The sequence below is a fragment of the Mycetohabitans sp. B46 genome, from assembly GCF_037389205.1.
Classification (GTDB): domain Bacteria; phylum Pseudomonadota; class Gammaproteobacteria; order Burkholderiales; family Burkholderiaceae; genus Mycetohabitans.
The window spans coordinates 61,051-87,610 of the sequence record NZ_JADBGL010000007.1 but is presented as its reverse complement, the minus strand read 5'-3'; the positions used below and the strand labels follow the sequence as shown (position 1 = coordinate 87,610).

Annotated in this window: 20 protein-coding genes and 4 pseudogenes; 12 read left to right on the top strand and 12 right to left on the bottom strand. The window is 58.4% G+C overall.

Going from position 1 to position 26,560, the window contains the following annotated elements; genetic code table 11:
• Positions 1-646: 646 nt before the first annotated feature.
• The 3 genes from ahpC to IHE30_RS09495 all read left to right on the top strand — a co-directional run bounded on the left by ahpC (position 647) and on the right by IHE30_RS09495 (position 5,061).
• On the top strand, positions 647-1,210 hold the full coding sequence (gene ahpC, locus IHE30_RS09505) for an alkyl hydroperoxide reductase subunit C (RefSeq protein WP_041754923.1): 564 nt from the start codon (positions 647-649) through the stop codon (positions 1,208-1,210).
• Between the two features lie 116 nt (positions 1,211-1,326).
• Entirely contained in the window at positions 1,327-2,925 is a 1,599-nt protein-coding gene (gene ahpF / locus IHE30_RS09500) for an alkyl hydroperoxide reductase subunit F (RefSeq protein WP_337690135.1), read from the top strand.
• Between the two features lie 1,020 nt (positions 2,926-3,945).
• Positions 3,946-5,061: a porin gene (locus IHE30_RS09495; RefSeq protein ID WP_337690134.1), complete on the top strand. Its 1,116-nt coding sequence runs from the start codon at positions 3,946-3,948 to the stop codon at positions 5,059-5,061.
• A 42-nt stretch (positions 5,062-5,103) separates the two neighbouring features.
• Here IHE30_RS09495 and IHE30_RS09490 read toward each other — a convergent pair whose 3' ends face one another.
• From IHE30_RS09490 to IHE30_RS09480, 3 genes are all read right to left on the bottom strand, one after another.
• On the bottom strand, positions 5,104-6,399 hold the full coding sequence (locus IHE30_RS09490) for a virulence factor family protein (RefSeq protein ID WP_337690133.1): 1,296 nt from the start codon (positions 6,397-6,399) through the stop codon (positions 5,104-5,106).
• Entirely contained in the window at positions 6,396-8,948 is a 2,553-nt protein-coding gene (gene mprF / locus IHE30_RS09485) for a bifunctional lysylphosphatidylglycerol flippase/synthetase MprF (RefSeq protein WP_337690290.1), read from the bottom strand. The genes IHE30_RS09490 and mprF overlap by 4 nt, the downstream gene beginning before the upstream one ends.
• A 629-nt stretch (positions 8,949-9,577) precedes the next feature.
• Entirely contained in the window at positions 9,578-10,234 is a 657-nt protein-coding gene (locus tag IHE30_RS09480; RefSeq protein ID WP_337690132.1) for a hypothetical protein, read from the bottom strand.
• Between the two features lie 200 nt (positions 10,235-10,434).
• On the opposite strand from IHE30_RS09480, the pseudogene IHE30_RS09475 reads away from it, so the two are divergent.
• Positions 10,435-11,004 (top strand): annotated as a pseudogene (locus tag IHE30_RS09475) (IS256 family transposase); the annotation flags it as partial.
• Positions 11,005-11,159: 155 nt separating this feature from the next.
• On the opposite strand, the gene IHE30_RS09470 reads toward IHE30_RS09475, so the two are convergent.
• From IHE30_RS09470 to IHE30_RS09455, 4 genes and pseudogenes are all read right to left on the bottom strand, one after another.
• Entirely contained in the window at positions 11,160-11,621 is a 462-nt protein-coding gene (locus IHE30_RS09470; protein ID WP_337690130.1) for a hypothetical protein, read from the bottom strand.
• A 276-nt stretch (positions 11,622-11,897) separates the two neighbouring features.
• Positions 11,898-12,818, bottom strand: a complete 921-nt coding sequence (locus tag IHE30_RS09465) for a hypothetical protein (protein ID WP_337690128.1) — start codon at positions 12,816-12,818, stop codon at positions 11,898-11,900.
• A gap of 179 nt (positions 12,819-12,997) precedes the next feature.
• Positions 12,998-13,099 (bottom strand): annotated as a pseudogene (locus tag IHE30_RS09460) (transposase); the annotation flags it as partial.
• 161 nt (positions 13,100-13,260) lie between these two features.
• Complete coding sequence (locus IHE30_RS09455) at positions 13,261-13,983, bottom strand: hypothetical protein (RefSeq protein ID WP_337690126.1); 723 nt, start codon at positions 13,981-13,983, stop codon at positions 13,261-13,263.
• Positions 13,984-14,535: 552 nt separating this feature from the next.
• Between IHE30_RS09455 and IHE30_RS09450 the strand changes: the two genes are divergently transcribed.
• From IHE30_RS09450 to IHE30_RS09435, 4 genes and pseudogenes are all read left to right on the top strand, one after another.
• Positions 14,536-16,068, top strand: coding sequence for an alanine/glycine:cation symporter family protein (locus tag IHE30_RS09450; RefSeq protein WP_337690125.1), 1,533 nt, complete (start codon positions 14,536-14,538; stop codon positions 16,066-16,068).
• A 915-nt stretch (positions 16,069-16,983) separates the two neighbouring features.
• Positions 16,984-17,379, top strand: a complete 396-nt coding sequence (locus IHE30_RS09445) for a response regulator (protein ID WP_337690124.1) — start codon at positions 16,984-16,986, stop codon at positions 17,377-17,379.
• Between the two features lie 980 nt (positions 17,380-18,359).
• Positions 18,360-18,947: an AAA family ATPase gene (locus IHE30_RS09440; RefSeq protein WP_337690123.1), complete on the top strand. Its 588-nt coding sequence runs from the start codon at positions 18,360-18,362 to the stop codon at positions 18,945-18,947.
• A gap of 64 nt (positions 18,948-19,011) precedes the next feature.
• Positions 19,012-19,140: pseudogene (locus tag IHE30_RS09435) on the top strand (pyridoxamine 5'-phosphate oxidase family protein); the annotation flags it as partial.
• 49 nt (positions 19,141-19,189) lie between these two features.
• On the opposite strand, the gene IHE30_RS09430 reads toward IHE30_RS09435, so the two are convergent.
• From IHE30_RS09430 to IHE30_RS09420, 3 genes are all read right to left on the bottom strand, one after another.
• Positions 19,190-19,477: a hypothetical protein gene (locus IHE30_RS09430; protein WP_337690305.1), complete on the bottom strand. Its 288-nt coding sequence runs from the start codon at positions 19,475-19,477 to the stop codon at positions 19,190-19,192.
• A 339-nt stretch (positions 19,478-19,816) separates the two neighbouring features.
• A complete protein-coding gene (locus tag IHE30_RS09425) occupies positions 19,817-20,029 on the bottom strand; it encodes a hypothetical protein (protein WP_337690121.1) in 213 nt (70 codons plus the stop codon).
• Positions 20,030-20,241: 212 nt separating this feature from the next.
• On the bottom strand, positions 20,242-20,607 hold the full coding sequence (locus IHE30_RS09420) for a DUF2471 family protein (protein ID WP_337690119.1): 366 nt from the start codon (positions 20,605-20,607) through the stop codon (positions 20,242-20,244).
• A gap of 75 nt (positions 20,608-20,682) precedes the next feature.
• On the opposite strand from IHE30_RS09420, the gene IHE30_RS09415 reads away from it, so the two are divergent.
• On the top strand, positions 20,683-20,958 hold the full coding sequence (locus tag IHE30_RS09415; protein ID WP_337690117.1) for a hypothetical protein: 276 nt from the start codon (positions 20,683-20,685) through the stop codon (positions 20,956-20,958).
• A 560-nt stretch (positions 20,959-21,518) separates the two neighbouring features.
• Here IHE30_RS09415 and IHE30_RS09410 read toward each other — a convergent pair.
• Entirely contained in the window at positions 21,519-21,821 is a 303-nt protein-coding gene (locus tag IHE30_RS09410; RefSeq protein ID WP_337690116.1) for a hypothetical protein, read from the bottom strand.
• 334 nt (positions 21,822-22,155) lie between these two features.
• On the opposite strand from IHE30_RS09410, the gene IHE30_RS09405 reads away from it, so the two are divergent.
• Positions 22,156-24,327 (top strand): autotransporter domain-containing protein, encoded by a 2,172-nt coding sequence (locus tag IHE30_RS09405; RefSeq protein WP_337690115.1) that lies wholly within the window; start codon positions 22,156-22,158, stop codon positions 24,325-24,327.
• Between the two features lie 879 nt (positions 24,328-25,206).
• On the opposite strand, the gene IHE30_RS09400 is transcribed toward IHE30_RS09405, so the two are convergent.
• Positions 25,207-25,467: a DUF6356 family protein gene (locus IHE30_RS09400; protein ID WP_337690112.1), complete on the bottom strand. Its 261-nt coding sequence runs from the start codon at positions 25,465-25,467 to the stop codon at positions 25,207-25,209.
• Positions 25,468-25,633: 166 nt separating this feature from the next.
• Here IHE30_RS09400 and IHE30_RS09395 point away from each other — a divergent pair, with 166 nt between their 5' ends.
• A complete protein-coding gene (locus IHE30_RS09395; protein WP_337690110.1) occupies positions 25,634-26,128 on the top strand; it encodes an Lrp/AsnC family transcriptional regulator in 495 nt (164 codons plus the stop codon).
• A 241-nt stretch (positions 26,129-26,369) separates the two neighbouring features.
• Positions 26,370-26,549, top strand: a pseudogene (locus tag IHE30_RS09390) (HIT domain-containing protein); the annotation flags it as partial.
• Positions 26,550-26,560 lie beyond the last annotated feature (11 nt).

The window sequence follows — 26,560 nt, the reverse complement described above, 5'->3', positions numbered from 1 at the left end:
TATAGCGATCGCGCTAACGAGTTGCCGGCAGTAGTTTGCCTCAGACTTTGCCGAAGCGATAGGCTTTGCTAATTGGCCTAAATTCTTAAAAAATCCGCCATATTTCAGTGTAAGATGCTGGTTTGAATAAAAATCGATCACTGGATTGAGCGGCGAAACGGAGCGTCCCTGCCCTTCGCTCTTGCGCGACATCCTCTACACGTGGTAGAGAAACCCGATGTTCGCGACGAGGGGCTGTACTCGATGGTCTTGCGCTGCTCGCTCTTGTTGGTTGCTGCGGAAGTTGTGCGATGAGAAGGAGGTGGTCTTAGCTGCTCGGACAGTGTTATGAAATTTTAAGTGCAGCATCCGGGGCAGTCATGCTGCCGATTTGATTGCGGGCAGCGTCGCGAAGTGTGCCTCATTCGGCATTTGACCGGCCAGGCTTGAATAGGGCCCCTTTCCGTTTACAGGCTAATGTACTCACTGATGAAGCGCGGACGGTCCCTACTCATTCGCACGAGCACTCACGCCCGTTTCATATTCCGAAACAGCCTCGGCGATAGATGCGACCAATCGGTCCGATACAACTAAACAACTTCACCGCACCGCACCATTTGTCGTAAGCTTCGGGATGGTCGTCTTCAACCCAAGAAGGAAAAGTGCAATGTCTCTTATCAACACGCAAGTCAAACCGTTCAAGGCAACTGCCTACCACAATGGCAATTTCGTGACAATCACGGAAGAAAACCTGAAGGGCAAGTGGTCGGTCGTCGTGTTCTATCCGGCTGACTTTACGTTCGTGTGCCCGACCGAGTTGGGTGATTTGGCAGACCACTACGCTGAATTCCAAAAGCTCGGTGCCGAGATTTATGGCGTGTCGACGGATACGCATTTCACGCACAAGGCCTGGCACGACACGTCGGAAACGATTGCCAAGATCAAGTATCCGTTGGTTGGCGATCCGACGGCTACGCTGGCGCGCAACTTCGAGGTGCTGATCGAGGACGAAGGCCTGGCACTGCGCGGCACGTTCGTGATCGACCCGGAAGGCCAGATCAAGCTGTACGAGATTCATGATAACGGCATCGGCCGTGACGCGAAGGAGTTGCTGCGCAAGGTGCAAGCTGCGCAGTACGTCGCGTCGCACCCCGGCGAAGTGTGCCCGGCCAAGTGGACGCCGGGCGCCGAGACGCTGAAGCCGTCGCTGGACCTGGTCGGCAAGATCTGACGTTCATGCGCCGTCCGTCACCGGACGGCGCATGAACGCGGCGGCGCGGCACGGCACTGTGCTGTGCCGCCTGCCCGGCACGCCCTTTCTGCGCTCCCTCCGTTGGAATCCTCGCGATGCTTGACGCCAATCTCAAGACCCAATTAAAAAGCTACCTGGATAACGTCACCGAAGCGATCGAGATCGACGCGTTCGTGGATGACAGCGATAAATCAGGCGAGTTGCGCGCACTGCTGCAAGACATCGCATCGCTGTCTACGCGCATCGTGGTGACCGAGCACGCGGGCCATGACGTGGAGCGCGTGCCATCATTCGCGATCCGGCGTGCCGGCACAGATATCGCGGTGCGCTTCGCTGGCATTCCGATGGGTCACGAATTCACATCGCTGGTATTGGCGTTGCTACAAGTCGGTGGCCACCCGGTCAAGCTTGATCCGGACGTGATCGAGCGGATCCGGAGTCTGGACGGCGACTACGTGTTCGAGACCTATGTCTCGCTGTCTTGCCAGAACTGTCCTGAGGTTGTCCAGGCATTGAACGCGATGTCGGTGATTAATCCTCGGATTCGCCATGTGGCAATCGATGGCGCGCTGTTTCAGGACGAGGTGCAGTCGCGGCAGGTCATGGCGGTGCCGACCTTGTACCTGAATGGCGAGGTGTTCGGCCAGGGCCGCATGGGTGTCGAGGCATTGTTGACGAAGCTGGACAGCAGTGGCGACGCGCACGTGGCCGATAAGCTCAACGCGAAGGACGTGTTCGACATGCTGATCGTTGGCGGTGGGCCGGCCGGCGCCGCCGCGGCGATCTATGCTGCGCGCAAGGGTATCCGCACCGGCGTCGTCGCTGAGCGGTTCGGTGGACAAGTGCTGGACACACTGGCGATCGAGAACTTCATCTCGGTCAAGGAAACGGACGGGCCGAAGTTTGCTGCGGCGCTTGAGCAGCATGTGAAATGTTACGACGTTGACGTGATCAATTTGCAACGCGCTGAATCATTGCAGCCCGGCGACGTGATCGCAGTGCAGTTGGCCAGCGGCGCACGGCTGCGTGCGCGTAGCGTGGTGCTTGCCACCGGGGCGCGCTGGCGTGAGATCGACGTGACTGGCGAGCGCGCATATCGCAACCGTGGTGTCGCGTACTGCCCGCATTGCGATGGTCCGCTGTTCAAGGGCAAGCGCGTGGCGGTGATTGGCGGCGGCAATTCCGGCGTCGAGGCCGCGATCGATCTAGCGGGCATCGTCAAGCATGTGACGTTGCTGGAGTTCGATGGCCAGTTGCGTGCCGACGAGGTGCTGCAGCGCAAGCTGCGCAGCTTGGGCAATGTGACGGTGCACACGCATGCGCAGACGATCGAGGTCACTGGCGACGGCAGCAAGGTTGATGGCTTGACTTACCTGGACCGCTCGTCGGGCGAGCGCCACCATCTAACGCTGGAGGGCGTGTTCGTGCAGATCGGCCTGGTGCCGAACACCGAATGGCTCAAGGGCAGCGGTGTCGCGCTGTCGCCGCGTGGCGAGATCGAAATCGATGCCAAGGGCCAGACGTCGTTACCGGGCGTATTCGCGGCCGGCGATGTGACGACAGTTCCGTACAAGCAGATCGTGATCGCCGTGGGCGAAGGCGCGAAGGCGGCACTGGGCGCGTTCGAGCACCTGATTCGCACCTCTGCACCGACCGACGCGGCACCGCAGCAGTCGATCGAGGCGACCGCGTAGTCTGTCCTCGCCGCTCGGCCGATTCACGGCGGCCGGGCGGCCTGCTTCAGTTTGCTTGCAACGCCTGCACCACGCGTTCGGATCCGTGCGTAGCGTTGTATCCCCGCTTGCGCAGGGCCGAGCTGCGCATTGAGGTCGCACATTGTCCTTCGTCCTTCGCATACACGCCCAGACGCTCACTGTGCAGTGCTGTCAATTAACCTGCGGAGACGCGGCGTGCGCCGAGCCGTGGCCGCACCAAGGATGGTGAGCGGGGACTGTCTCAGCGTTCCGCTGTTTTGCCGTTCCGGCGAGGCAGCGACGCGTTACCGCACCGTGCAATCGCCTTGCCTGCCGAAGAAGCACTTTGGCTGCTCAATTTGACTCGGAGCATTGAGCAAGCTCGTCTCGCAACGGCCGCATAGAGGCGGTCATGCGCTATTTGGCAGTGACGCTCGGACCTTGCCGGTGTATCGTGATGGGTTAGTGATCAAAAGTCGTCAGACCACGCGATGGCAAACGCTTTTGTGTGCTTTGCTTTTCAGTCATCGCGCGTCAAGAATCGCTGCTGGGCTGCCTAGCGCTCTCGCGCTCGTGCGGGCCTGCGCCCTGGTAGCCGCGAAGGCCTGCTTCCTTGTGCATCGGCGAAATCGGGATGTTTGCGTGGTGGGGAGGATGGACGCAGCCCCGCCGATTCGTCAGCTTTCGTGCAGCGAGTTTTTCTACGTGCTCTCCTGGTGTGGTTCGCATGCTGGTCACGCCGGGACCGACTTTCGCTATAGCAAATGGATCGTGGACACGTTCCGCAAGGTGGGTCTGTGCCCGTCAATCGGTGGAACGGGGCCGCGCGCACGCGGTTGGGCCTGCCCTCGATAAAGCAGATCGGTGCGTAAGCGTTGCGCGAATAGTCACTGATGACCTTGGGCTGGTCGAATTCGATGCCGCGTCGCGCGCTGTCGGCCGGGCCGGGGTGCCCAGCTAACGGCGCATAGGGAAATAAAATCTGTAAGGCTAATTAACTAGATGCTGAGTAGAGCTGTATTGACCACGAGTACCACTATCTGCACGGTTTTAGCCACGACGGTCCACGCGCAGCGTTCGGTGACGCTGCATGGCACCGTGGACACGGGCGTCGCGTATATTCGTCACAGCGCGGGGCAGCATTCACAATGGAAGATGTCACCCGGGACGCTGTCATCGAACGAATGGGGATTGCAGGGTACCGAGGCGCTTGGTCGCGGCCTCGCGGCCCACTTCGCGGTCGCGAACGACTTCGACATCGGCCACGGGCAGTCGATCAGGAGTGGTCAGATGTTCGGGGCCAAGGCGTCCGTGGGTCTGTCGCACGAGCGTTGGGGCGCGGTGACGCTTGGCCGGCAAAATGACCCGGTGTCGGATCTGCTGCAACCGCTGACGGCTGGTTCGTACAGCGGGGTGTTTGTGACGCCGGGTGATGTCGACAGCTGTGGCGGCAGTGCCACGTTCAACCACGCGGTGAAGTGGGCGAGTCCGAATTGGAGCGGGGTGAGCGTTGAGGCGATGTACGCATTTGGCGGAATCGCCGGGGCACCCGGGTCCGGTCAGGCGTATGCCGGTGCGCTGGTGTATGCGGGCGGGCCGCTGAGTTTGGGCACGGGGTTCCTGCATATCGATAATGGCAATGCGGTGCGTTCGGCGCGAGGCATGTCGTCGTCCGATTCGCTATTCAACACCTCGGTCAATTCGGCATACGCCCGCGCGCGCTCGGTCGGCATCTTCAGGGCAGGGGGGCAATACGTGTTCGGCCTCGTCACAGTGGGTGCCGCTTTCAGTTTTTCACAATACAATCCGGATGCCTCGTCTGGGTTCTCCAAGGCGCAGAAGTATGGCAACGGCTCGATATTCGCACGTTGGCAGGGATTGACATCGCTGCAAGCGCTGGTGGGATACAACTACACCCGGTCCAGCGGCGCCTCGTCGGCCGCGTACCAGCAGGTCAACATCGGCGTCGATTATCTGCTAAGCAAACGCACGGATATGTATTCGATACTCGGCTATCAGCGTGCCTGCGGTCAGAACGGCCTGGGGCCCGCGCAAGCCGTGATCGGCTCGTACAACGTGGAGGCCGGAGCCAATTCGCAACTGCTCGCCATCGTGGGGGTTCGTCACCGGTTTTGATCGGCCAGACACGCGTCGCCGCCGACGCGAAACAGCGAGCCGCTAGCGGCGAAGCGCGATGTGCTTCTGCGCGATGTGCTTTTTCCAGCCGGCCAGGATCCGTTGCGTCAATGTATCGTAGTCGCGTCCGAAATGGTGATCGCCGGGCATTTGCACCACGTCGACGCCAGTGTCAGCCAGCGCTGGGCACAGCGTGTCGGTTTCGTGCTCACCGTACACGCATTGGACGATCGATGCGGGCAGCTTCACGACCTCGGGCTTAGCGGGCAGTGCGTCTGTGCTGGCCGGCATGCCAAGCCAGCCCGTTACGCGGATCTGGAAGTCGGCGGCTGGCGCGAAGCCGAGCAACGACACGTACGACACGCGCTCGCGCAATGGCTCCGGCAAGCGATTATACAGGAATGGCATGACGTCGGCGCCAAACGAATAGCCGATCAGCGCGACGTCCCGCGCTTGCCAACGGGCGCCGTAGACGCGCAGCACGCGTGCGAGATCGCGCGCGGCTTGCTCCGGTGTCTTGCGACTCCAAAAATAGCGAAGACTGTCCCAGCCAATCACCGATACGCCGTCTTTTTGCAGATTTTCTGCGATGGTCTTGTCCAGGTCGCGCCATCCGCCGTCGCCAGACATTACGATTGCCAGCATGCCGGAGGGCTTAGGCGCCCGCAATTCGGCCAGTGGCAGATCGGAGACATCTTCGTCGCGGGTGGACGGCGCGCGCAGGTATGGCGCCGCCCATGTGCGCAGTTGCTCTGCCTGGCTCTTGCCCGCGGCCGTACCCGTCACAAAAAAGCCGGGCAGCCCGGTGCCGCGGCTTACTGTCGGATCAGGCGGGCACGGCTGGAACCGCGCGTCCAGCGTGGGCGCTGGATCCAACGACAGTGCGCCAGCTACCGTGTTCGCTGGCGCCTGGGCTAGGATCTGTCTGGCCAGCGTCGCGCCTTGTCCGGTTCCCGCGACGATTGGCGCAAAATAGCGGGACGAATCTAACTGCCGTTCCAACTGATGGCTCAAGGCTTCGGCGTCGCCCACCAGATGCTGGCAGCTTTGCGGCTTGGCAGCCAGATTCACCGCATAGCGATGCGTATCGACGCCGACGACCAGCGCGCCATCGCGCGCCAACGCCTGTGCCGTATCATGATCCGAGGCATGCCAGCCGCTTGCGTCGGAGAACAGCACGACGAAGCCGCGCAAGGGGCCGTCGGGACGGGTCAGCGTGACCTCGCCATAGCGGCCGCCGGGCAGCGTGCTGGGGGTGGCGGCGTGGGCATCGGGCAGCGCGAGCGCATACGCGACGATCGCGCCAGTCGCGACGGTAATCAAAAAGCGGATTTTCACGAGCGCCAGCCTCCTGCCAGCAGCGAGATGTCGGCCAGTGTCACGAATAGGCCAAGTGAGCCGGACACCGCCAGGTAGCGCGGTTCCCAGCGCGGTTGAAACTTGCTCTTGAACCCACGCAGGCCGCGGAAATTGTAGAAGCGTCCGCCAAGGTGCCAGGCGAGTCGCGCGACACGCTGCCAAAGCGACGGAAATGGCGTCGGCTGCACGCCTGACAGCGGTGCGATGCCCAAGCTCAACGTGCGCAGCCCGGCATCCTTCAAATGCAGCGCCAGCTTTGTGAACAGATAGTCCATCGCGTATCCGGACGCATCCGGCAGGTGGCGCATCACGCCAACGGTCGCCTCAGTGTGTAAGTCCGTCGTCATGAACGTGACGAACGCTACCGGACGGCCGTGCTGGCGCAGCAGCATAACCGATTGCGCGGCAAGATACGCCGGGTTGAATGCGGCCACCGAAAAGCTTTTTTCTCGCGCCACGCGGCTTTGCAGCCATGCATCGGAGATCGATTTAAGCATTGGCAGGGATGCTGGCATGCGCGCTGGTTCGATCATTTCAATGGCCAACCCATCGCGTTCACCGCGCTTGAGCGCATAGCGAAGATGGGCGCGGTGCGATCCCTTCAGATCAAAGTCGGCCAGCGCGATGTTCGCTTCCTCGCCTAGCTTTAGCAGATGTAAGCCGGTATCAAGGTAGAACGGTAGCGCGTCGGCGCGCACCTGGTAGAACGCGGCGCGGCCGCCGTGCGTGTGCGCCAGCGCGACGAAACGGTGGATCAGCTCGGACCATTCGGCGCGTGGGCCGACTGGGTCGTGCAGCGCCACCCACGTGCGTCCACGTTTGGCATACATCAGGAAGGCCTGGCGCGACGCGGAGAACAGGAAGCTTTTGTCGCCCATCATGGCGAGCCCTGCGTCGCTGCGTTCCTGCGCGCGCACGATACGCGCCGCGTCGGCAAGATCCTGTTCGGCCGGCTTCACGAAGCGGCCGGCCGCCGGCCGCAGCAACTGCCAGAAGGCCAAAGCCGCTGCGCACAGCGCGGCCGCCAACGTAGCGCGCAGTGCGCGCGGGGCCCGGCCGTCGAACGCGAATTGCCACCATAGCTCGTGGGTGTACGGCACGTCGCGGAACGCGTACAGCATGATCCACGCCGCGATGACGATCACGATGCCGACTGACACGAGCCAACCGGGCGTGAAGCGCTCGGCGAACAGCGACGAGCGGCGGTTGAAGTGGTGCCGCGTCGCGATCAACAGCAGCACCAAGATCCCAAGCACGCCGGCTTCGATGAACGCCAGCCCCTTGGCCAGCGACAGCCCGAGGTTGACGCTGGCCAGCAGCAAGGCTAGCCACCATGCGGCATCGAGCCGGCGCAGCAGTCCACGGGCGACGAACAACAGCAGCACGCCGAGTACGCTGGCGAGCAACTGCGAGCTTTCAAGGACCCACAGGGGCACGAGTGTGCTCAGCACAGCAATCCGGTGCATGAACGCCGGTGTCGCGCCGGAGACGATTAGCATGCAGCCAACCGCGAACGTGATGGTGCTCAGCCATAGCGGGGCGAGTTGTGCGAAGCCGCGTGCTGCGTGCAGCGCAGGAGAAGTCATCACTAAGCGCTTGAGCGCGCGTCCTTCGAACATGACCAGCGCGCCACCGCAAACGAGCAGCGGCAGCCCGAAGTAGATGGCTCGGTAGGCGAGCAACGCGGCCACCAGTTGCGGCATCGGCAGGTCTCGCCCGAAGGCGATCAATACCACGCCTTCGAATACGCCGATGCCGCCAGGGGTGTGGCCGACCATCCCGAGCAGCAACGCCGCCGCATAGACTGTCATGAATGTGGCGAAGCCGATTGACGTATCGGGCAACAGAACCCACAGCGCCAGCGCGGCGCCGGCGACGTCGACGATCGCCCAGCCTAGTTGGGCGATCAGATTGCGCCGCGACGGGATTGTCAGCGCGAGCCAGCGCCACGTGCTGCCGCCGCCAATTATGCGTGGTTGGCGGCGGCACGCCACCACCAATGCCGCGATCGCCGTGAGCGCGAGCGCACCCGCGCAGCGCAGCATGGATGCTGGCAGGTGCAGTGCCGACTCGAGTTGGCCGGCTGCGAACAGCATGCCGGCTGCGCTCATTAGCACCAGCGCCGCGGCCAGGCCGATGCCGGTGAAGACGGTCAAGCGCCCGACTCGTGCCGGTGTTACGCCCGCCACGCCGTAGATCCTGCAACGTACGGCCCCGCCCGTCAACGCGCCGAAGCCTGTTACGTTGCCGATGGCCGAGCCGACCGTCGCACCGAGCAGTAGCCATGCGCGTGGCACCCGCGCGCCGATGTGGTGCAGTCCAGCCATGTCACGCCCGACTAGTCCGATATAGCTGATGACCGTGGCGGCGAGCGCGCCGGTCCATTCCATGGCGCTTAGCTGGCGCAGCTGATGGATCACCGAGCGGTAATGGACCGCGTGAGACAGATGCTGGAACAGGACGAGCAATAGCGCGCAGCCGCCCAAGGCGATTGCCGGGGGGATCAGGCGTCGCGCGTGTCGCAGCATTGACCAGTGATTGGCCTTGGCGCGTGCAGTCGAAAGAGTCAGTTTGATTTGGGAATGCATGAGTGTGCGCGACTTCAAGGAATCCACGGCTTGGCCATCCGAACGCGACGGCTAAGCTGCGCAGAGACGTCAACAGAACGTCTATGCCGGCACTTGCGTTGACAGTGTTGAGTCATTGGGTGGGCCCGGCTTCCACCTTACGATGCTTTTTTGATCTGCGAGCACCTTTACAAACGGTTAGGTTTGTCGGTTTGAAGCTAAATAAAAAACTGGGCCATTCAGAAGTAGAAAATCTGGCATATGAGGCTACTTTGACAAGCAGAAGATCATGTCGTGAAGAAGAGCAAATACACTGAAAAACAGATTGCATTCGCGTTAAAGTAGGTCAAGTGGTGTGAGCCATACGGCGCGCCACTTCGTTGAAAAAAGGATGTGCTAGTTCAGGTGATTTGTTGTTACTGTTCCGGTTTGTGGGTGGAAAGGTTGGTGTTTTGATATTTTTTGGCGGTCGAGTAAATAACATTGTCTGAAATCTATGATTCCAGACAATGTTTGTGCCGTTTCATGTGGTTCCGGTCTTATTGATATTCATTGTTGTAAGTATAAATTATAGAGGAGGAAGCTCAAGATTATTTATTTTTTTGGGGTGTCTTGTCTTTTTGGCGAGGAGGTATTTTGCCATTTTCAATGTAATTTAGGTCGAGTAGAGCGTTGTTGTAAATTTTTAGGTGTTCGCCATATTTTTGCTTGAATTTAACTATCTTTTTTTCATCAAAATTTGCTCTATTTTCTTCATAAAAAATTTCCTTTTTTTCTAACTTTTCGAGTTTCGCTAAAATATTTTCTAACTCCTTGCTGTTTTTCCCGCTGGCTTTTGCTAGCTTGTGATTTTCGGATTTTTTGTATTTTCTGGTTTCTTTGTTTGGAACAATTTGGCGATATTTTTTTGAGATGTCATTTAAGATATCATCTTTATATCCGTTGATTTCGGTGTTTGCGCGGGTAAGTTTTTGAGAAAATGTTTTTTGGACTTTTGGGGTGGCTTTTTTAAACGACGATGGAACTGCTCTGGTAGGAGCTGAGTTTTTGTTCCTGTCATTAGATATGTTTGACTTTTCCCCGTGTGAGATTTCGAATCTGCTCTTGGAATTCAACGGGTTAAGGTGGCTTGGCATACCTTGTTGTGTAGGTAGAGTCGAGTTATTGTTGTTGCGATTTTCTGTACTTTGAACTTGCTCAGTTGACCGGCGACTCAAAGGTACACAAGAAAAAAGTGAAATGTTCATAGCTGTCCTAGGTTAGGGAAGTATTGTCCAACTATATATAGCTTAGATGCTGTGAAATAGCCTAAAAAAGCCATATCCGATGTGCTGGTCACCAAAGCGAATTAATTGGTTGCTCCTTGCGGTGCACTGTGCAAGATGGTGTGAGCCTGTCAGAAGTGTAGTGTGCCGAGGTCATGAGGCGATAACGGGAATCACGTACTATGACCGACACAACAGTGAGCAAAAAGAACAAGCATTCCAAGGCGCCAAAGCTGTTCCCCAATGAGCTGATCGACTCACTGCTGATACAGGTACAGAACAAGGATGCCGAGGCAATTCTGAGCGAATTGGGCTTGGCCGGGCAGTTGAAGAAGCAACTGGCCCAGCGCATGCTTGGACGGTGATCACGCCCGATGGTGAGTTAAAGCTTGATATTGCGCGTGACCGGCAGGCCACGTTCGAGTCACAATGGGTCGGCAAATATCAACGGCGGCTGCCGGGCTTTGACGATCACGTCATCAGCATGTACGCGCGCGGCATGAGCGTTCGTGAGATCTAAGCTCATCTGCTAGCGCTGTATGGGCTGCAGGTGTCGCCCGAGCTGATTTCTACCGTCACCGATGAAGTGCTGGCCGAAGTCGCAATGGCAGCAGCGCCCGCTCGAAGCGATGTACCCGATCGTGTATTTCGACGCACTGCGCTTGAAGATCCGAGACGAAGGCACGGTCAAGAACAAGGCGGTGTATCTGGCGCTGGGTATTCGCGCCGACGGCCGTAAAGAAGTACTCGGCAACGCCTCCTCACTTTGCTCTCAAAGAGTTGGCGCCAGCTGAATTGCCCGTTGCTGGCGCTTTTGCCGGGTCCGGCTGGGCCCGAAACGCCGGAAAACTCGCTCTAGATCTGGTCTAGAAAACCCAAGCGGATCAAAAACACCGAAAAACTCGATCTAGTTCTGGTCTGGAAAAACCAAGCGGATCACTTCTTTGGGTACATTAGCGAGGTTGGTCAGTGGTGGCTCTACACCGTCTAGTGTTTTCATATTGTAAGTTTTTGGTGGATTTTTTTTCATTAAAGCCTTTCGATCATAAAATTCGTTGTATATGGCTATGAGACATTTTTCTTTTTTTTCTTTGTTCTTTTCCATTTCAAGACGTTGAGATTTATTCGATTTGGCCAACTCTTTTTTAATTTTTGGCCACTCCTTATCCACCTTTTTCTTATCGAGAGCGTCGCGTTCTTCTTTGGAGAGAGGCTTGCGCGAGAAAAGTCCACGGAATTTGCCAGTATCTATTGTGCTGGGCTCGGCTGCACGCCGATCTGGCGCTCCATTCGATTGTGTTGACGTGTTGGCTGGCGAAATCAGTCTATGGATAGCATTAGAAAAGTTTTGCGAGATCTGAGGTTTCATACTTGTTTCCTTACCTGTTTTTCGTGATGCGATGAAAGCCGGATTGCTAATCGTGCCGGTAGAAATGGGAAAGTAGAAGTAGCGTAACGGCCGCTAGACTGGCTGTTTCGGCCATATCCGACGTATTGGCGAGCGAAGCGAAGCGCGGCGTGTCGAGAGGCGGCCATCAACACGTCGCTGTGGAGCCATGTGGGCCGGCATGCTGCCCGGTGCTTGTGGCTGTGCGGCTCGATTCTGCCGCTTCGGGAAGGACTCACATGTGGCAAGTTCTTCTGGTCATTTTGTCACGGGGGCCCTATCCGATTTGCGTAGACCTGTTGGTGGAGCAAGATTTTTAGGCTCGACAGGTAGCCACTGTCCTGTCTCCTTCGCTGTTTTCAAGCCTTTGGACATCAGGGCCTTTTCGCGCAAAGATGTCGATTCCTTTTGTTTAGGGCTGAGTAAAACTCTTTGCGAGGGTCTTCTATCCGATTTCGGCGGACGGGGCGGTGCTGTCGGAGTGGTTGGCTTCGATGAAATGTTGCCTTCGGTAGGGCGGAAAGCCGGGATGGACGGTCTTTTTGTTGACTTCGGTGGGCGGAACGGTATGGTCGTGTCATTTACCGCGACCGCGCCAGTTTGTACCGAGTTTTTTGGCCCAATTCCGGCAAGGTTGTCAGCGGGGGCAGGGTGTGGCGGAACTTGAGTAAACGGCTTAATGGGCTCGCTTTCCGGTGTAATCAGTTCGTTCTCCGGCATAGTCAACTGGGTTGTAGCAGCCTGACTAAGCTTGCTTTGCGACGCGCCGCACGGGTGAAAGACCTTTTTCAGTAGCTTGGCTGCATGCCGGAATGTCCGTGACGTTTTCCAGTCGATGGGGGCCCGCTTTTCCGTTAACGGTTGCGTCGATATCGACTTGTTCTTGCGGGAAGGCAATAAGTCGAATTTGCCTTGTCGAAACCGCTCGTGTCCCGCGACGGTGTTGCCGGACGTCGTCACATTGCCCCGGGGTGCCGGATCGGATTGGCGTGCTTGGCGAAATGGGTTGAACTTGATGTTCATGATGGTGGTTAGGAATAGAAGTGGTTTACATACGCCGCCATCAGTTTCTGTGTAAATATCGGATCCATACAAACGGTTCGAGACTTCGTGATGCAGTAAATGCCGGATTACCGATCGTGCGGAAAATGGGACGGAACGAATAACAGATTCGTCCACACTGATGGTCGTCGATGCTAGAGAAAGTAGGAGTAGCGTAACGGCCGCTAGACTGCCCGTTTCGGTCATATCCGAGATATTGGCGGGCGAGGCGAAACGCGGCGCATCCAGAGACGGGAACGTGCCAGGAATCTTGCGTGCCGAGGTCGGTTAAAAGATCTCAACGCATGGCGTGCGTGAATCGACTCGGCATCCCTGTTTCGCATCCGCGCCAGCAGTTGAACAATCAGTTCATCGGGGAACAACTCCGGGGCCTTCAGGTTCTTGCTCTTTTTAGTCACTGTTGCTTTGATTATAGGGCGGTTATTTATTCTCCTGATCGTCTCATGCCCTCGGCACACTAAAATTCTCAGGCTTCGGCACGTCGCTCGATGTTTGCCGCTATGCGCAGGATCCCGGTTTCTGCTGCAGCAAGGCCCTATATGGAGCAGGTTTTCCTGGGTCATTCCATCACGGGGCCTTTATTCGATTTGCTCAGCCCTATGGGCGGAGTGAGATCCCCAGGCTCGACAGGTAGCCAGCGCCCCGACTTTTTCGCTGTTTTCTCCTCTTCGGAGATTAGAGTCTTTGTGCTTAACTCAGTCTTCATTGTTTTAATTTCAACTTCAACTTTTTCGAATTTGACTTTTTTGACATTGACTTGGCCTATTTTTACCTTCGCCAACGCCTCTTTTGACGAAGTACCCCTGCTTCGGGGCGCCGAGCCAGCCTTATGGCCGTTCAGATGCGCAAGCGAGTCCGTTCGCTTGGGTGGCTTGATGCGTGGAGGAGCACTCTTTGTCGTGCCGGGTGGTGTAGAAGCTTTTGTGCCAGCGCCGACGTGATGGTTAGCGGGGACGAGGCGTGGCGGAACTTGAGGAAACTGCTTAATAAGCTCGCTCTCCGACAAAAGCTTGCTTTCCGTTGAGCCGCATGGGCGGAAGAACTGTTTCAGTCGTTTGACCACATTCTGGGCTGTCCGTGACGTTTTTGAGTCGGTGGAGGTCCGCTTTTCCGCTGGCGGTTGCGTCGATATCGTCTTTTTGTTGCGCGAAAGCAAGCCGTCGAATTTGCTTTGCCAAGATCGCTCGCGTCCTGCGGCGATATGGCTGGTTGTCATCACATTGCCCCGGGGTGTCGAAACGGATTGGCTGGCTTGGCGGAATAGGTTGATCTTAATGTTCATGATGGGCGGAAGGATAGGAGGTGGGTCCACATTACGCCGCCATCAGTTTCTGTCTGCCTGTCGGATCCGCATAAACGGTTCGGGAAACGAATGGCCGCGTGCTGTTGGAGGGCGGGGCATACGTTTTATGTGTCACTGTTTTTTCGGTGTAGCCGACCAATCGAATGGGCATTCGACGGGGAATCCGTGGACTGTCAATAATGGTCGCCAGCGGTTTAGGGCAACGCGACAGGCGACGTCAATAAGGAAATACCCGCAATTATCGATGAGTTAAGTTCTGGCGTTCTTAACGTACCTTCTCGCGCTGCTTGTCACCCTGGCTGGCACAAGCCGGGAACCTCGGCGAGCCGCCATGGCTGCGATGCGCGTGATGGGCGCCGCCTTCCTCGAACGAATCTTTCAGTGTTATGGATTCAGGTAATTAATACCGATCCGAGCGGCGGTACCGCGAATACCCGTAATTAATTCTCCTAGAACCACCCCTACGGCGGCTTGTTATGTGTAAAATTCGGACGCTGAAATCAATTCGTAAGGGTTGTAACAGGAATGAGCGTGGGAGTTTTTCTGGCATCGACCATTGGCCACCTGAACGCAGTGTTGTGGAACTACATGCTGATCGCGCTGTTGTTGGGTGCGGGAGCGTGGTTCACATGGCGCTTTGCTGGCATCCAACTTCGCGCGTTGCCGCTGAGTGTGCAGACGTTGTTTTGCGACGATGGTGAGGGCAAGCGCAAGGGCGATGGCATTTCCTCGTTCCAAGCCTTCGCTACGGGGCTTGCTAGCCGGGTCGGCACGGGCAATATCGTGGGTGTCGCCGTTGCGTTGAGCGCCGGCGGCCCCGGTGCGATCTTCTGGATGTGGCTGACCGCGCTGCTCGGCATGGCGCTCGCGTTCGTCGAAGCCACGCTCGCGCAGATATTCAAGGTGTCCCATCACGACAATACCTTCCGTGGCGGTCCGGCCTACTATATCTGGGTCGGATTGCGTTCCAGGCGGCTCGGGATGGTGTTTGCCGCATCGTTGATTCTTGCGTTCGGCCTCGTGTTCAACGCGGTGCAAGCCAATTCGGTCGCGGACGCGCTGCATGCGTCGTTTGGTACGAACCGTATCGTCACGGGGGGCTTACTGATCGTGTTGATCGCGCCGGTGATCTTTGGCGGGATTCGCCGCATTGCACGGATCGCACAGTTCCTCGTGCCGGTGATGGCCTTCGGCTACCTTGCGCTGGCTGGCTACGTGCTGTTGGCGCACTTGAGTTCGTTCCCGGCGATGATCGCGTTGATCGTGCGCAGTGCGTTCGGTCTCGAGCAGGCGGCCGGCGGTGTCGCAGGCTACGCCATCAGCCAGATCGTCTCGGTCGGTATCAAGCGTGGGTTGTTCTCGAACGAGGCGGGCATGGGTAGCGCGCCGAATGCGGCAGCGACCGCGACCACGCGCCATCCTGTCACGCAGGGCTTGATCCAGATGCTCGGCGTGTTCGTCGACACAATCCTGATCTGCAGCGCGACGGCGTTGATCATTCTGCTGTCCGGCGAGTACCAGCCTGGCGCGCCGGTTGAGGGCGCGGTGCTCACGCAGCGCGCGATGTCCAGTCATGTGGGCGATTGGGGCGCGACGTTCCTGACGTGTGCCATCTTCATGCTCGCGCTCTCGTCGATCATGGGGAACTACGCATGTGCCGAGGGCAATGTCACGTTCATCACGCAGCGCAAGGATGTGCTGGTCGGGTTTCGATTCGCGGTGCTCGGCATGGTGATGTTTGGCTGCGTCGGCAAGCTGCCGCTGATTTGGTCGATGGCCGACTTGAGCATGGGGCTGATGGCCACAATCAATTTGTTGGCGGTTCTCGCGCTCGGCAAGTATGCACGCGCCGCTTGGCTCGACTATTGTGCTCAGCGTAACGCCGGCATCGCGCAACCCGTGTTCAATCGGCATACGATCACCGGCTTGGATGCGATATTGCCGCAGGGCGCATGGAGTGGCGATGCATATCGCCATTCCACCACCCGACAGGGCGTTGGCGCGCAATCGGTTCCGGCAAAAGGCGTGCGGTCGGTGCCGGCTTGGGCAACCGACTCCAAGTAACTGGTGATCATGTTATCGGCGCTGCGCGGCTGCGGCGTCGCATGGCTGGAAGCCGCAGCCGTGGCGGCTGTGCGGCGTGCGGTTGGCGGCAAGGCTGCTCCAGGCGTTGCGCATGCAGGGTTGAACGAAACCCGAACTTTACACAGTGCAATACGGCTGGTTTTGGCGAACAGTACGTCTTCCAGGCTTTCGTTGTTGCTGCCGCGTTTGTCGCGTTGTGTTCAACGGGTTTTATTGCCGTGCGCATGCGCCGGCCCGACCGCTGTGACGGGCAAACATCTATTGGTCGGCACGCTGCAACCGCTAGTGATCCTACTGCCTAAACTCACTGCACACGACGCCGCTGCGTGCCCCATGCGGTCGCCGGCGCGACCGGCACGGCGCGCAGTGGAGCGTGGTGACCGCGGCGACCTTCGCGGGATTGTCGATCACGGTGGGGACGCTGTACCAGAAACTTCATTGTCGAACGTGCACTTGACCAGCGCCACCGCGTGACAGAGCGCTGGCGTCGCGCTGATCGCCGCTGGTTTCGCGCTGGTGCTTAGCGAGCACCGCTTTGTCGTCGCGCCGCAACTGTGGGCGTTGCTGACATAGGGCATCGTGATGCTGTCGGGTGTCGCGACGACCTTGTTGGTTTGACGGTGCGACGCGGTGACGCATCATGGGCGACGACTCTGCTGCTCCTGATGCTACCGCTGGCCGCATTAGAAAGTTATCTGGCGTTTGGCGAAATGTTGCTGCCGGTGCAATAGATCGGATTCGCCGTCGCGTTGGCGGGCGTGTTGCTTGCTTGCACACGAGCGTCCGCCCGCTGAACCGGTCGCCGATCGTGCACGCGGATGTTTTGTTATATGTTTGAGTGCACGCGAGTTGCCGCATCCGGGAGCGGCGGCACTCGGATGGTTGGAGCTAAACGTGACGACGACTGTACTCCTTGTCGACGACGACCCGGAAACGCTTGCTGCCTGGGCCATTTGCTGCACGCAGCAGGGCTACAGGGTGCAGAGCGCTACTGACGGCGGGCACGCGCTGGCACTGCTCGATGCGACACAAATCGATATTGTCGTGGCCGACTGGCGCATGCCCAGGATGTCAGGCAGCGCATTGTGTCAGGCGATACGTAATAATCCCGCGCTTGCCGACACGTTGTTCATTCTTGTGTCGGGCGAATCTAGTCCGCCCGCGTTCGTCCGCTACGACGCGTTCCTGCGCAAACCGCTGGATTATCCTGAACTGTTTGCGACGATGCGCCGGTTGCTCGACGCGCGCGCCGAGGAGCGCGCCGCGACGCGTAGGCTGCCAAGCGTCTGATGCCTTCGCGGCGGGGCGCGACGGCATGGCGCTGGCCACTGGCCGCTATGTGTGTCTGGCCATCGTCAGTTGGTGTGTGCAAGTGATCATTGAGGCCTCGGCCATAGCCGGTTGCGCAACGCGCTGGCCATCGATCCGTCCTCGCCAATAAGGCTCGACGGCACCTCGATGCATCACCCGTCGCTGATCGAGATCGGCCGGAGGTATAGAGCACGCATTGCGTTGTTCATGTACGCGGCCAAGTCGCTGTATCGCGACAAGTCGCATTTTGACAGTTAGAACGTGCTTCAGGCCGGCGGGACATCGCCGTATCAGGTCCGGGACGGCTGATTGAACCCGTTGGTCGCCCGCTCTGCTCGGCATGGGTGCCGCGCGTGGCGAGGCGATTGCGCTTGCTCCGATCATTCAGCTGGTGTTGCGCGGTGCTGCTGACATGACCTCATATGCGCTATCGTCGTTGCCGCAGACCCCGGACGACTTGCTGCTCCGTGTCACTCAACTGTATAACGGCGATCCGCAACTGCACCGCCTATGGCGTGTGACGATGCAGGCGCGCGTACTGGCGATGGATCATCAACTTGAACGATGGAACCGCGACGGCAGCAGCGGAAACCTTCGCGCTGGACCCGTAGTGCATCAAGCGGACGCTGTTTGCAAAAGGCAGCGTGCTGCGGCCAGCCGGATGCCGCATTTGGACAGGCTAATATATGGCTGATTTGCAAAGAGCCGAATCTACAGTAGCGGAATCCGCGACTGGCTGGGTTGGCGAGCGGCTCAATCTGCGGGGGGCTGGAAACGGCTGCATCCGCAGGCAGATGAGCTTGCGGGCAAAGGGATCTCCGCATGACTGAGCCAGCGGAGCTTGCAAATGATGCAATTTACAAATAGTTGAATCTGCAAATAGTTGCAAATAGTTGGGTCTGAAAATAGTGGATCTGCGAATAGCTAAAGCTGCGAAGGATTGAATCGGGGCGACTTCAATGGCAAACAATGAGTTCATTTGTGTGGACCGCTTCCATGTGATCACCGGGGGACCAGGGTCAGGCAAGAGCACGCTGCTCGACGCACTGCAGGCGGCTGGCTATGCACGTTCGGCCGAGGCAGGCAGGGGGGTGATCCAGGACCAGGTACGGATCGGCGGTCCAGCGCTGCCGTGGCATGATCCCGCGCTATTTGCGCAATTGATGCTGTGCTGGGAAATGCGCTCGTATCATTTGGCTCGCGAGTGTGGCATGCCGGTCCTGTTCGATCGAGGCGTGCCCGACGTCGTCGGCTATCTTCGTCTCTGCGGCTTGCCAGTACCGCCACACGTGTTACGCGCCGCGCAATCGTTTCGCTACAACCGTCGGGTATTCATTGCGCCTCCTTGGCGCGAAATATTTGTGCAGGATGCCGAGAGAAAGCAGGATTTCGACGAAGCACGGCGCACGTACGACGTGATGGTGTCGACATATGAGGCGCTGGACTACCGGTTGGTCGAGCTGCCTTGCGAGCCGGTGAGTGAGCGGGCCCAGTTTGTCATCGAGCGGATCGCGTGTGGCGGCGGTCGTGTGGGCTGTCGGTCGTAGTGAATCGCTGACCCGTGCGCCGGTCGTCACGACCGCCGACTCACGCACCCGGATACGCCGCGTCATGGGGCGGGGCGCTTATGATCGCCAAACGCTGAATGCCATCCTTGATGGCGCGTACGTGCGTCACCCTGCGTTCGCCGACGAGCGCCACGCGTACGGCATCCCAATGGCGTGCTGGCGGGATGGCGACTATTTATATGTACATGGCGCGCACGCCAAGCTCCTGTTTCGGTACGGCGCTAAAGCGCGGGCGGCAGCGGTATGTGGTCGGCATGCCAGGGCTGGCCGGGCGGCACGTAGCCGGCCATGCTCGGCAGTGCCCCACCACGTGCGGGCTCCGCGGCCTTGGCGATACGGGTGGGCGGTTGCTTCGCTGTATGCTTGTGGCTCGTCGCCGGCTTGTGCGACAACTTGCAGGGATGGACGAGCCGGGCTTCCAGCGGGTTCCAGACTTTAACGTAGCGTGAGTCGGCATACGTCGCCGAAGCCGGTATGATCAGCACGAGTAACAACAGGATCGCTTGCAATCAACCTCCTCCCTCGGACGTATCGCCGGCAACGCGCCGTACGCCATTCCAATGCAGTGTAGTACTGTGTGATACTGTACATATATACAATCCTAGACACAAACCGGTACGTCGCGTTGGTGCGACCGGCAGCGTTTGCACGCGGTGCGATCGTCGGCGGCAATTGCCGTTCTGTCAACGGCTTGCGCTGCGTATGCCCAGCTTATCCACAGCCTTCCCAACATATTCTGGGGATAACACGACACCGCGGCAAACTACCGATTCGCACGGCCTAGCCAATCGAGCAGTGCCTCGTGGCAGGCTGGTGGATCCTGCATGTGTGGCGTGTGACCGAGATGCTCAAATTGGATCAGCGTCGCGCGCGACATCGCGTCGCGGTTGGCACGCGCAAGTTCGGATACCGTTCAAGCCGCGCTGCCGAATAGTTGAAGCCTTCGAGTTCGGCGCCATGGCTAGACCATCACCCGTGGCCATCTCCGCGCAAGCCAGCGCGGCCATCGCGATGCACGCCAGGTAGAGCAATGGCACGAGCGTCGCCGCGCGCACTTTCATAGGGCAATGCCAGGCAGCGTGGTCCGACTGCGGGTGTATGTGTATTGGTGGAGCGGTGTCCTTTTGATCGACTCACTGTATCGGCACCGAAACACCGGCGTGCGGTCCGATGGCACCGACACTGGCACTGGCACTGGCACTGGCACTGGCACTGGCACTGGCACTGGCACTGGCACTGGCACTGGCACCGGCTGCCGCCGCGCCTGCACGGGCTACGGCATTGCGGCCGTTGCGTATTGGACTTGCGGTGGCCGGGGCGCCGGCGTCGTGACCAGATCATAGATGTCGAACACGAACCACGTGATCAGCGGCACGCGTTGCGCGCCTGACACGCATACCACCTCATCCGAGTGCGGGAAGTCGTGCTCCGGCGAGGGCGAGAACAGAGCAAGCAACGAATCGTCATGGCGGCAGCGCAGCCCGAGGTCGGACAGCGCCTCTGCTTCGATGTCGTGAAGGCGCCGCCATGTCAGCGGCTCGCCGCGGACCCGATATCGGCCGGCGATCGCATGCACGATTCGCCGCAGATCGGCGGCGGCGCGATCGAACGCCCGCTCCGAGAAAAATGCATCGTCCATCTTTATCTCCTTGCGTGCGTATACTGTATATTTATACAGTTATTGGCGCAAGTGACGTTTCTCGGAGGTGCCGCAATGCCCGGCAAACCCATGCGCCGCTCGATGCCGCAGGTGGCAGCATTCGTGGATGCGCTACGGGCGGCGTTCGGCGACGTGGAAATCGATTCAATGATTGCGAGCGGCTTGGCCGGCGAGCCCGTGTTCTATGCGCAGGAGGGGAGCGAGTCGATCGGCACGCCTGTGCCATGCAGCAGTGAAGGGTGGCGTGGCGCCGGCCTGGCCGCGCGCCACTATTGTCCCGATTGCAGCGGCGATTGCGTCGGTACCGCACGCCGCTGCATCAAGCCGTAGCAGCCCCGTTTCCTGTTGGCGTGACAGGCACTTAGCATGCGTATCCAATGGTTTTCCACATCGTTGCAAACAAAATCTGTGAATAAGCCGGCGTATGCTTGAACGTTGGTGGCTGCGACACCCGTCGGATGCCGAGTGGTGTCATTTAATTCAATGAGCGTTCGTCGTGAAAACGATCTTCGCTTGCCGGCCTTGGCTCGCGTGTCTGTGGCTCGTCGCGTTGTTTTTGCCGCTGTGCCACTTGCGCTTGTGCATGTCCAGCCCAATCGGTCGTCGAGCCGACGGCTCACGAGCGCATCTCGATCGCGCTCGATGCAATGGCGCCTGGTGTTCATGCCGTGAACTGGCGGCTGTCGCTTTGGACGGGTACCGCACGCATGGCTGCTATTCATTCGCTGTCAGATAGCACTATCCATCCACCGTGAAGTAGCATGTGCCGCTTGGGTCGGTGATCATCGAGCCGACCAATGTGGCGCGACAGCGGTGCCGGCCGGCACAAGCTGCTCAAGGTCAGCCGCTCGTTGCCCGTTATTGCGCGGTGGGGAACAAATGCCGCGGGCTCAAGCACTTGCGCCGCTTGTCCCGAGGATATTCACAGGGACGTTCACAAAATCTGTGGAGAACTGCGTGCACTCGTGTCCGCACATCACGTCCGAGCGTGATGTCGTCGGCACCGTGTGGTCAGCGCCGAAGTGCATGTTGAAATAGCCTTTCTGCGGCAGGCTACTCTCGCGCCATGTCCAACTCCAGACCGTTTCCTGCGTCATTGGATAGACGGCGACGTCACTGGGCTTGCCAAGCAGTATAGCGGCGAAGATCAGGTCGGAGCGTCGACAAGCGCAATCGCCGTCGTATCTGCTCATTTCGGCATTTGTTTTCTGCAAATCCGTAATTAATGTTGAAGTTAAATCTATTACGTGGATTTGTAGTCGGCATCGGTCAGATGGCGCTCAACGTCTTCGATGCTGAGAAGATCATTCCAGGTCCTTATCCGACATTTTCTTACCCTATAGCGCAGTCACTGTAAGCAAATCGTCAGTAAGTCGTTAGAGTGCCGTGGGTCATCCGTCGACGGCTTATAGAGGGACAGCGTGAAAGAGCCAGCTTGCTGCTTGTGCAAGCAGGAAAAGTCGTTTTGGATAGTCTTAGAATTATTAACTTGTTAGTTTAATAATAAATTAACATTATTTTGAAGATATGAAATTAAAATTCACTCCCGGTCAATGCGCAGAACGTACCCGTCTATTTTCATCGAACCGCGTGCTGCGCGCGATTATGTCGTGCGCGGTCGTCTATTTCGCAGTAGATAGTACGGACGTAAATGCTACAGAAGAAGGGAAAAACAAGTTGCACGTATCGGGTTCTTCCAACTCTGGGCCGACGGCAGGACTAAGTAAAAAGGCGCAGAAGAAGCAGCGGAAAAAAGGGCAGGAAGTGCGGCAGTTAGATCCATATGTGCAGGAAGCGCTGCGGGCATCTGAACAGTTGAATCAGATCGCTTTAAAGATGCAGTTAGAACAAAGGCGGGAAGGAGGCCAACAGGAGGAGGCGTCGAATCGCGTCGAAGAGAGATCGGAGCAGCATCAAGAGATCCGGAGTTTCGTCAAAGAGAAAGCGGAGCAGCATCAAGAAATCCGAAGTTTCGTCAAAGAGAAAGCGGAGCAGCATCAAGAAATCCGAAGTTTCGTCAAAGAGAAAGCGGAGCAGCATCAAGAAATCCGGAGTTTCGTCGAAGAGAAAGCGGAGCAGCATCAAGAAATCCGGAGTTTCGTCGAAGAGGAAGTGGGGCAACATCAAGAGATCCGTGGTCTCGTCCAAGAGGAAGCGGGGCAGCTGCAAGAGATCCAGAGTCTTGTCCAAGAGGAAGCAGGGCAACTGCAAGAGATCCGTGGTTTTGTCGAAGAGGAAGCAGGGCAACTGCAAGAGATCCGTGGTTTCGTCGAAGAGGAAGCAGGGCAGCATCAAGAGATCCGTGGTCTCGTCGAAGAGGAAGCAGGGCAGCATCAAGAGATCCGTGGTCTCGTCGAAGAGGAAGCGGGGCAGCTGCAAGAGATCCAGAGTCTTGTCGAAGAGGAGGCGGGGCAGCACCAAGAGATCCAAAGCCTCGTCGAAGAGGAAGCGGGGCAGTTGCAAGAGATCCAGAGTCTTGTCGAAGAGGAGGCGGGGCAGCAGGAAGAAATCCAGAGTGACGTAGAAGAGGAACCGGCGCAGCAAGAGAGCATGGCCGTCGACTCGAAGCCGCGCGAGGCCGCAGCATTGATCGACGGCAAGCCTTCGCCCGACGATCGTCTGCGTGACATGATCGCTTCGTACTCTCTACTGGAGGGCAACGTGCTGTACAGTGCCGATCACATGTCGGAAGACGGTACCATTGTGGTGGGTGAAGGCTTCATCAACGGACGTGCACAGTCATTTATTGCGCGTGATGATGAGGGCAAGACTGGGATTATGGGCTTGCTCGACCTAAACGACTCGCTAAACAACGCGACCTTGTACAGTTCCGTGTTGCAATCTGCGGTACAAACGTTTGTTCAGGATAGCATGCGTTGCAGCAACTTCGACCAATACGGCGTGTGCGTTTCGGCTGGCGCGCTATACAGCCACAATGCGGGCAAAGTGAACGGTGCAAACTGGCAGGGCGAATTCAATGCGGCATACCGAATCAACGACGACTGGATTGCTGGCTTGGGCTACCAGGCGCCGAGCTATCGCTTTGACGTAAGCAACGACACAATGCGTAACCGTGCCAGCTTGTTCGGGTTATTCGCCGAGTACGGAACCCGTACTCGCCCGGGCGTGTTTGCCCGCGTCGCGTTGGGTTACCAGCAAGGCGACTTGTCCATCGACCGGTCTTATCTGACTGCCTCCGGCGTGGACCGGTCCAAAGGCGACACAACGGTTGCACAGCGCGCAGTATCGACGCAGGGTGGCTACGTGTTCACCGTACGGAACGCCAGCATCATGCCTTATCTGGGCATTGACTATTTGCGCACAAAGCTCGGTGACTACACTGAGACGTCTGGCCAGTTCCCAGTTCGTTTCAGTGCTCGTACCGACGGGAACGTATACGGCACAGTGGGTCTGAGCAGCCACTTGCGCTTCACAGATCAAACGGTCATTTCGGCGGGCGTCAAGCATGTCCAACGATTGAGCAGGAGCAATGATCCGGTGTCGGCCAGTGTGCCATCATTCGATCCGTTCGTGGTCGGCGCGGAGTCGACACGCCAATGGAGCGAGATTAGTGTCGGTGGCCGATTCGCGACGCCAGTGAAAGCATCAAGCTTGGATATCGGATACCGCCGCCGCTTTGCAAGTGGTGCGGCTGTCGCGCAGGACATGGGGTCGGTGTTCTTCACGATGGGCTTCTGATCTTTACTGCGCGGACTGCTGTGGACGGCGCGTGGCGTTGGCGCGCATGAATGCACAGCGTACCTCGGCGCGCACGGCATTGATTACTTTGCTGTGCGCGCCTACTTGCTCCAGCAGATGACGGCCCGGGCGACACCCGAAGCCAGTGAGCGGCCGGGATATCAGGCTCCTGCACAACGATCGTACCTTCGGTAGATGCACCGATGCGTACGACACCCCGTGCCGCGGAGCGCTGTTCCGTCGTGCACGCCGCGGCGGCGAACGAGACTGTCGACGTCTGCGTTTCGCGCAGGAACCACTTGCCGTGCGCGAGCTTGATTGCATTTTCAAATGTGCGTGGGCATGGCTGTTGAATAGCATCATCGTTACGATGATGCTCGCGCTTGTAGCTCGTTTGCACGAAGGTCATTTCCGAGCCGGTTTTCGGGTCGTCAATGCACGTCGAGACGAACAATGAGGGAAATTTGTTGTCGCCACAGCGCTTGAGCGGCTCCAAAGGCTTGTCAATCTTCAGTATCCCTTGACAATCGGTGCGGCCCGATACTAGTTCGTCCCTATTGTAGTCGCTGACCCGTGCGTGGGCGTTCGCGACCGGCTGGACATCTGATCCTGCTACAGGGACGTGATGCACAATGGGCGTGGTTCCACCATCTGTCCGGCAGCGAGCCATCCCAGGCGAATGCTTACTTGCGGTTTGTCACAACCGTGTGATTTTATACGAGCGCGCAATGATGGTGACCCGCCCATAGGTGCCTCATCAGGCAGTCGGGAGGGCACAGCGGCGCGAATCCGGCGTGCCGGTCCACCGGGCCGGGGCCACGTCGCAGGTCTGCCTAGGGCTTGTGCCGCATGGTGGCGCGAGTGCGGCACAGGCGTGGCTCAGGCGTGCGGCGACTGGCCGGATATCGGCTGGCGCCGGAGAGCATCGCCAGACCGGTGGAGCACCATGCGCTCGTAGAGCCGGGACACGGTTGTGCTGCCCGTCTTGACGAACAGAAACGGAAATAAACCATGCACGAGCGCAGCAAACGCAGCCAGCAGCATCGGGCCGCCAAACGAGAATGACGCTCTCATGTGTTGCAAATAACTTTCGCCGACAGAAGCCGGGTGCCGCGTAAACGCGACGAACAGGATTTTCATGGGCAGCGCTCGAGTCGATAGGTTTGATTCAACAGGCCGACGCGCCTCAAGCCGGCGGCCGTGTGCGTGACAAAGGCGATCTTATAATAGAGGGCGCGAAAAAGGGTTGCAAATTTTTGCGCGATGATAGATAAAACTAGAAAAATTTTCTAAAATTAATTCGTCCATGGACAAGATAGATGCCAAAATATTGGCGTTGTTGCAGCACGACGCATCCCTCGGATTGAACGATATTGCTAAGGCGGTAAATCTGTCGCCGACGCCTTGCTGGCGCCGCATACAGAAACTGCGCGAGGATGGCGTGATCCAGCGGCAAGTCGTGTTGTGCGATCCGACTAAACTTAATCTCGGATTGACCGCATTCGTGACAATCCGTGCGAGCCAGCACAACGACGGATGGACGAGCCGTTTCTTGAAGGGGGTGACGGCGATCCCGGAAATCGTGGAAATTTACCGGATGACCGGCGACGTCGATTACTTGCTGAAAGTGGTGGTGCCCGACATCGCCGGCTATGACAACGTATACAAGCGGCTGATCAAGGTCGCCGAGCTGCTTGATGTGAGCGCGAGCTTCGCGATGGAGATGGTCAAACATACGACCGCTTTCCCGCTGGATCATGTCACTGACCGCAGCACACGGGCCACGTCTCGGCGATTATGAGCCGCCGCGCTGAGCGTGGTACTGGTACTGGTACTGGTACTGGTACTGGGACTGGGACTGGGACTGGGACTGGGACTGGGACTGGACGTCGGCGTAAGCGCAAAACAAGGCGCGGAACGTAAGCGTAGCGCGTCAACATGGGCGCCAGACGGGCACGCCTTGCGGCGGCCCAGGTGACGGAACAGGTGGAACTCGGCTACGCTTGCGTTCTGCATGCTTACGACCCGGAGTGAGAGCCGCGATGACCTATGACCTAAATAACCCTTTCGCACGCATCCTGCGCGGCGAGTTGCCGTGCGTCAAAATTGCGGAGACCGGCGACGTACTGGCTTTTATGGACCTGATGCCGCAGGCCAACGGCCACGTATGGGTAGTGCCGAAAGAAGCGGCAGCCGAGCCGGGCAAGCTTGAGGCGATCGCTCAGCAGATTTG

What these genes read in the sequence shown, in the direction of transcription:
- ahpC (WP_041754923.1), top strand. Translation starts at nt 647, where the DNA reads ATGTCTCTTATCAACACGCAAGTCAAACCGTTCAAGGCAACTGCCTAC.
- ahpF (WP_337690135.1), top strand. Translation starts at nt 1,327, where the DNA reads ATGCTTGACGCCAATCTCAAGACCCAATTAAAAAGCTACCTGGATAAC.
- mprF (WP_337690290.1), bottom strand. Translation starts at nt 8,948, where the DNA reads ATGCTGCGACACGCGCGACGCCTGATCCCCCCGGCAATCGCCTTGGGC.
- IHE30_RS09480 (WP_337690132.1), bottom strand. Translation starts at nt 10,234, where the DNA reads ATGAACATTTCACTTTTTTCTTGTGTACCTTTGAGTCGCCGGTCAACT.
- IHE30_RS09470 (WP_337690130.1), bottom strand. Translation starts at nt 11,621, where the DNA reads ATGAAACCTCAGATCTCGCAAAACTTTTCTAATGCTATCCATAGACTG.
- IHE30_RS09455 (WP_337690126.1), bottom strand. Translation starts at nt 13,983, where the DNA reads ATGAACATTAAGATCAACCTATTCCGCCAAGCCAGCCAATCCGTTTCG.
- IHE30_RS09440 (WP_337690123.1), top strand. Translation starts at nt 18,360, where the DNA reads ATGGCAAACAATGAGTTCATTTGTGTGGACCGCTTCCATGTGATCACC.
- IHE30_RS09425 (WP_337690121.1), bottom strand. Translation starts at nt 20,029, where the DNA reads ATGAAAGTGCGCGCGGCGACGCTCGTGCCATTGCTCTACCTGGCGTGC.
- IHE30_RS09420 (WP_337690119.1), bottom strand. Translation starts at nt 20,607, where the DNA reads ATGGACGATGCATTTTTCTCGGAGCGGGCGTTCGATCGCGCCGCCGCC.
- IHE30_RS09415 (WP_337690117.1), top strand. Translation starts at nt 20,683, where the DNA reads ATGCCCGGCAAACCCATGCGCCGCTCGATGCCGCAGGTGGCAGCATTC.
- IHE30_RS09410 (WP_337690116.1), bottom strand. Translation starts at nt 21,821, where the DNA reads ATGAGCAGATACGACGGCGATTGCGCTTGTCGACGCTCCGACCTGATC.
- IHE30_RS09405 (WP_337690115.1), top strand. Translation starts at nt 22,156, where the DNA reads ATGAAATTAAAATTCACTCCCGGTCAATGCGCAGAACGTACCCGTCTA.
- IHE30_RS09400 (WP_337690112.1), bottom strand. Translation starts at nt 25,467, where the DNA reads ATGAAAATCCTGTTCGTCGCGTTTACGCGGCACCCGGCTTCTGTCGGC.
- IHE30_RS09395 (WP_337690110.1), top strand. Translation starts at nt 25,634, where the DNA reads ATGGACAAGATAGATGCCAAAATATTGGCGTTGTTGCAGCACGACGCA.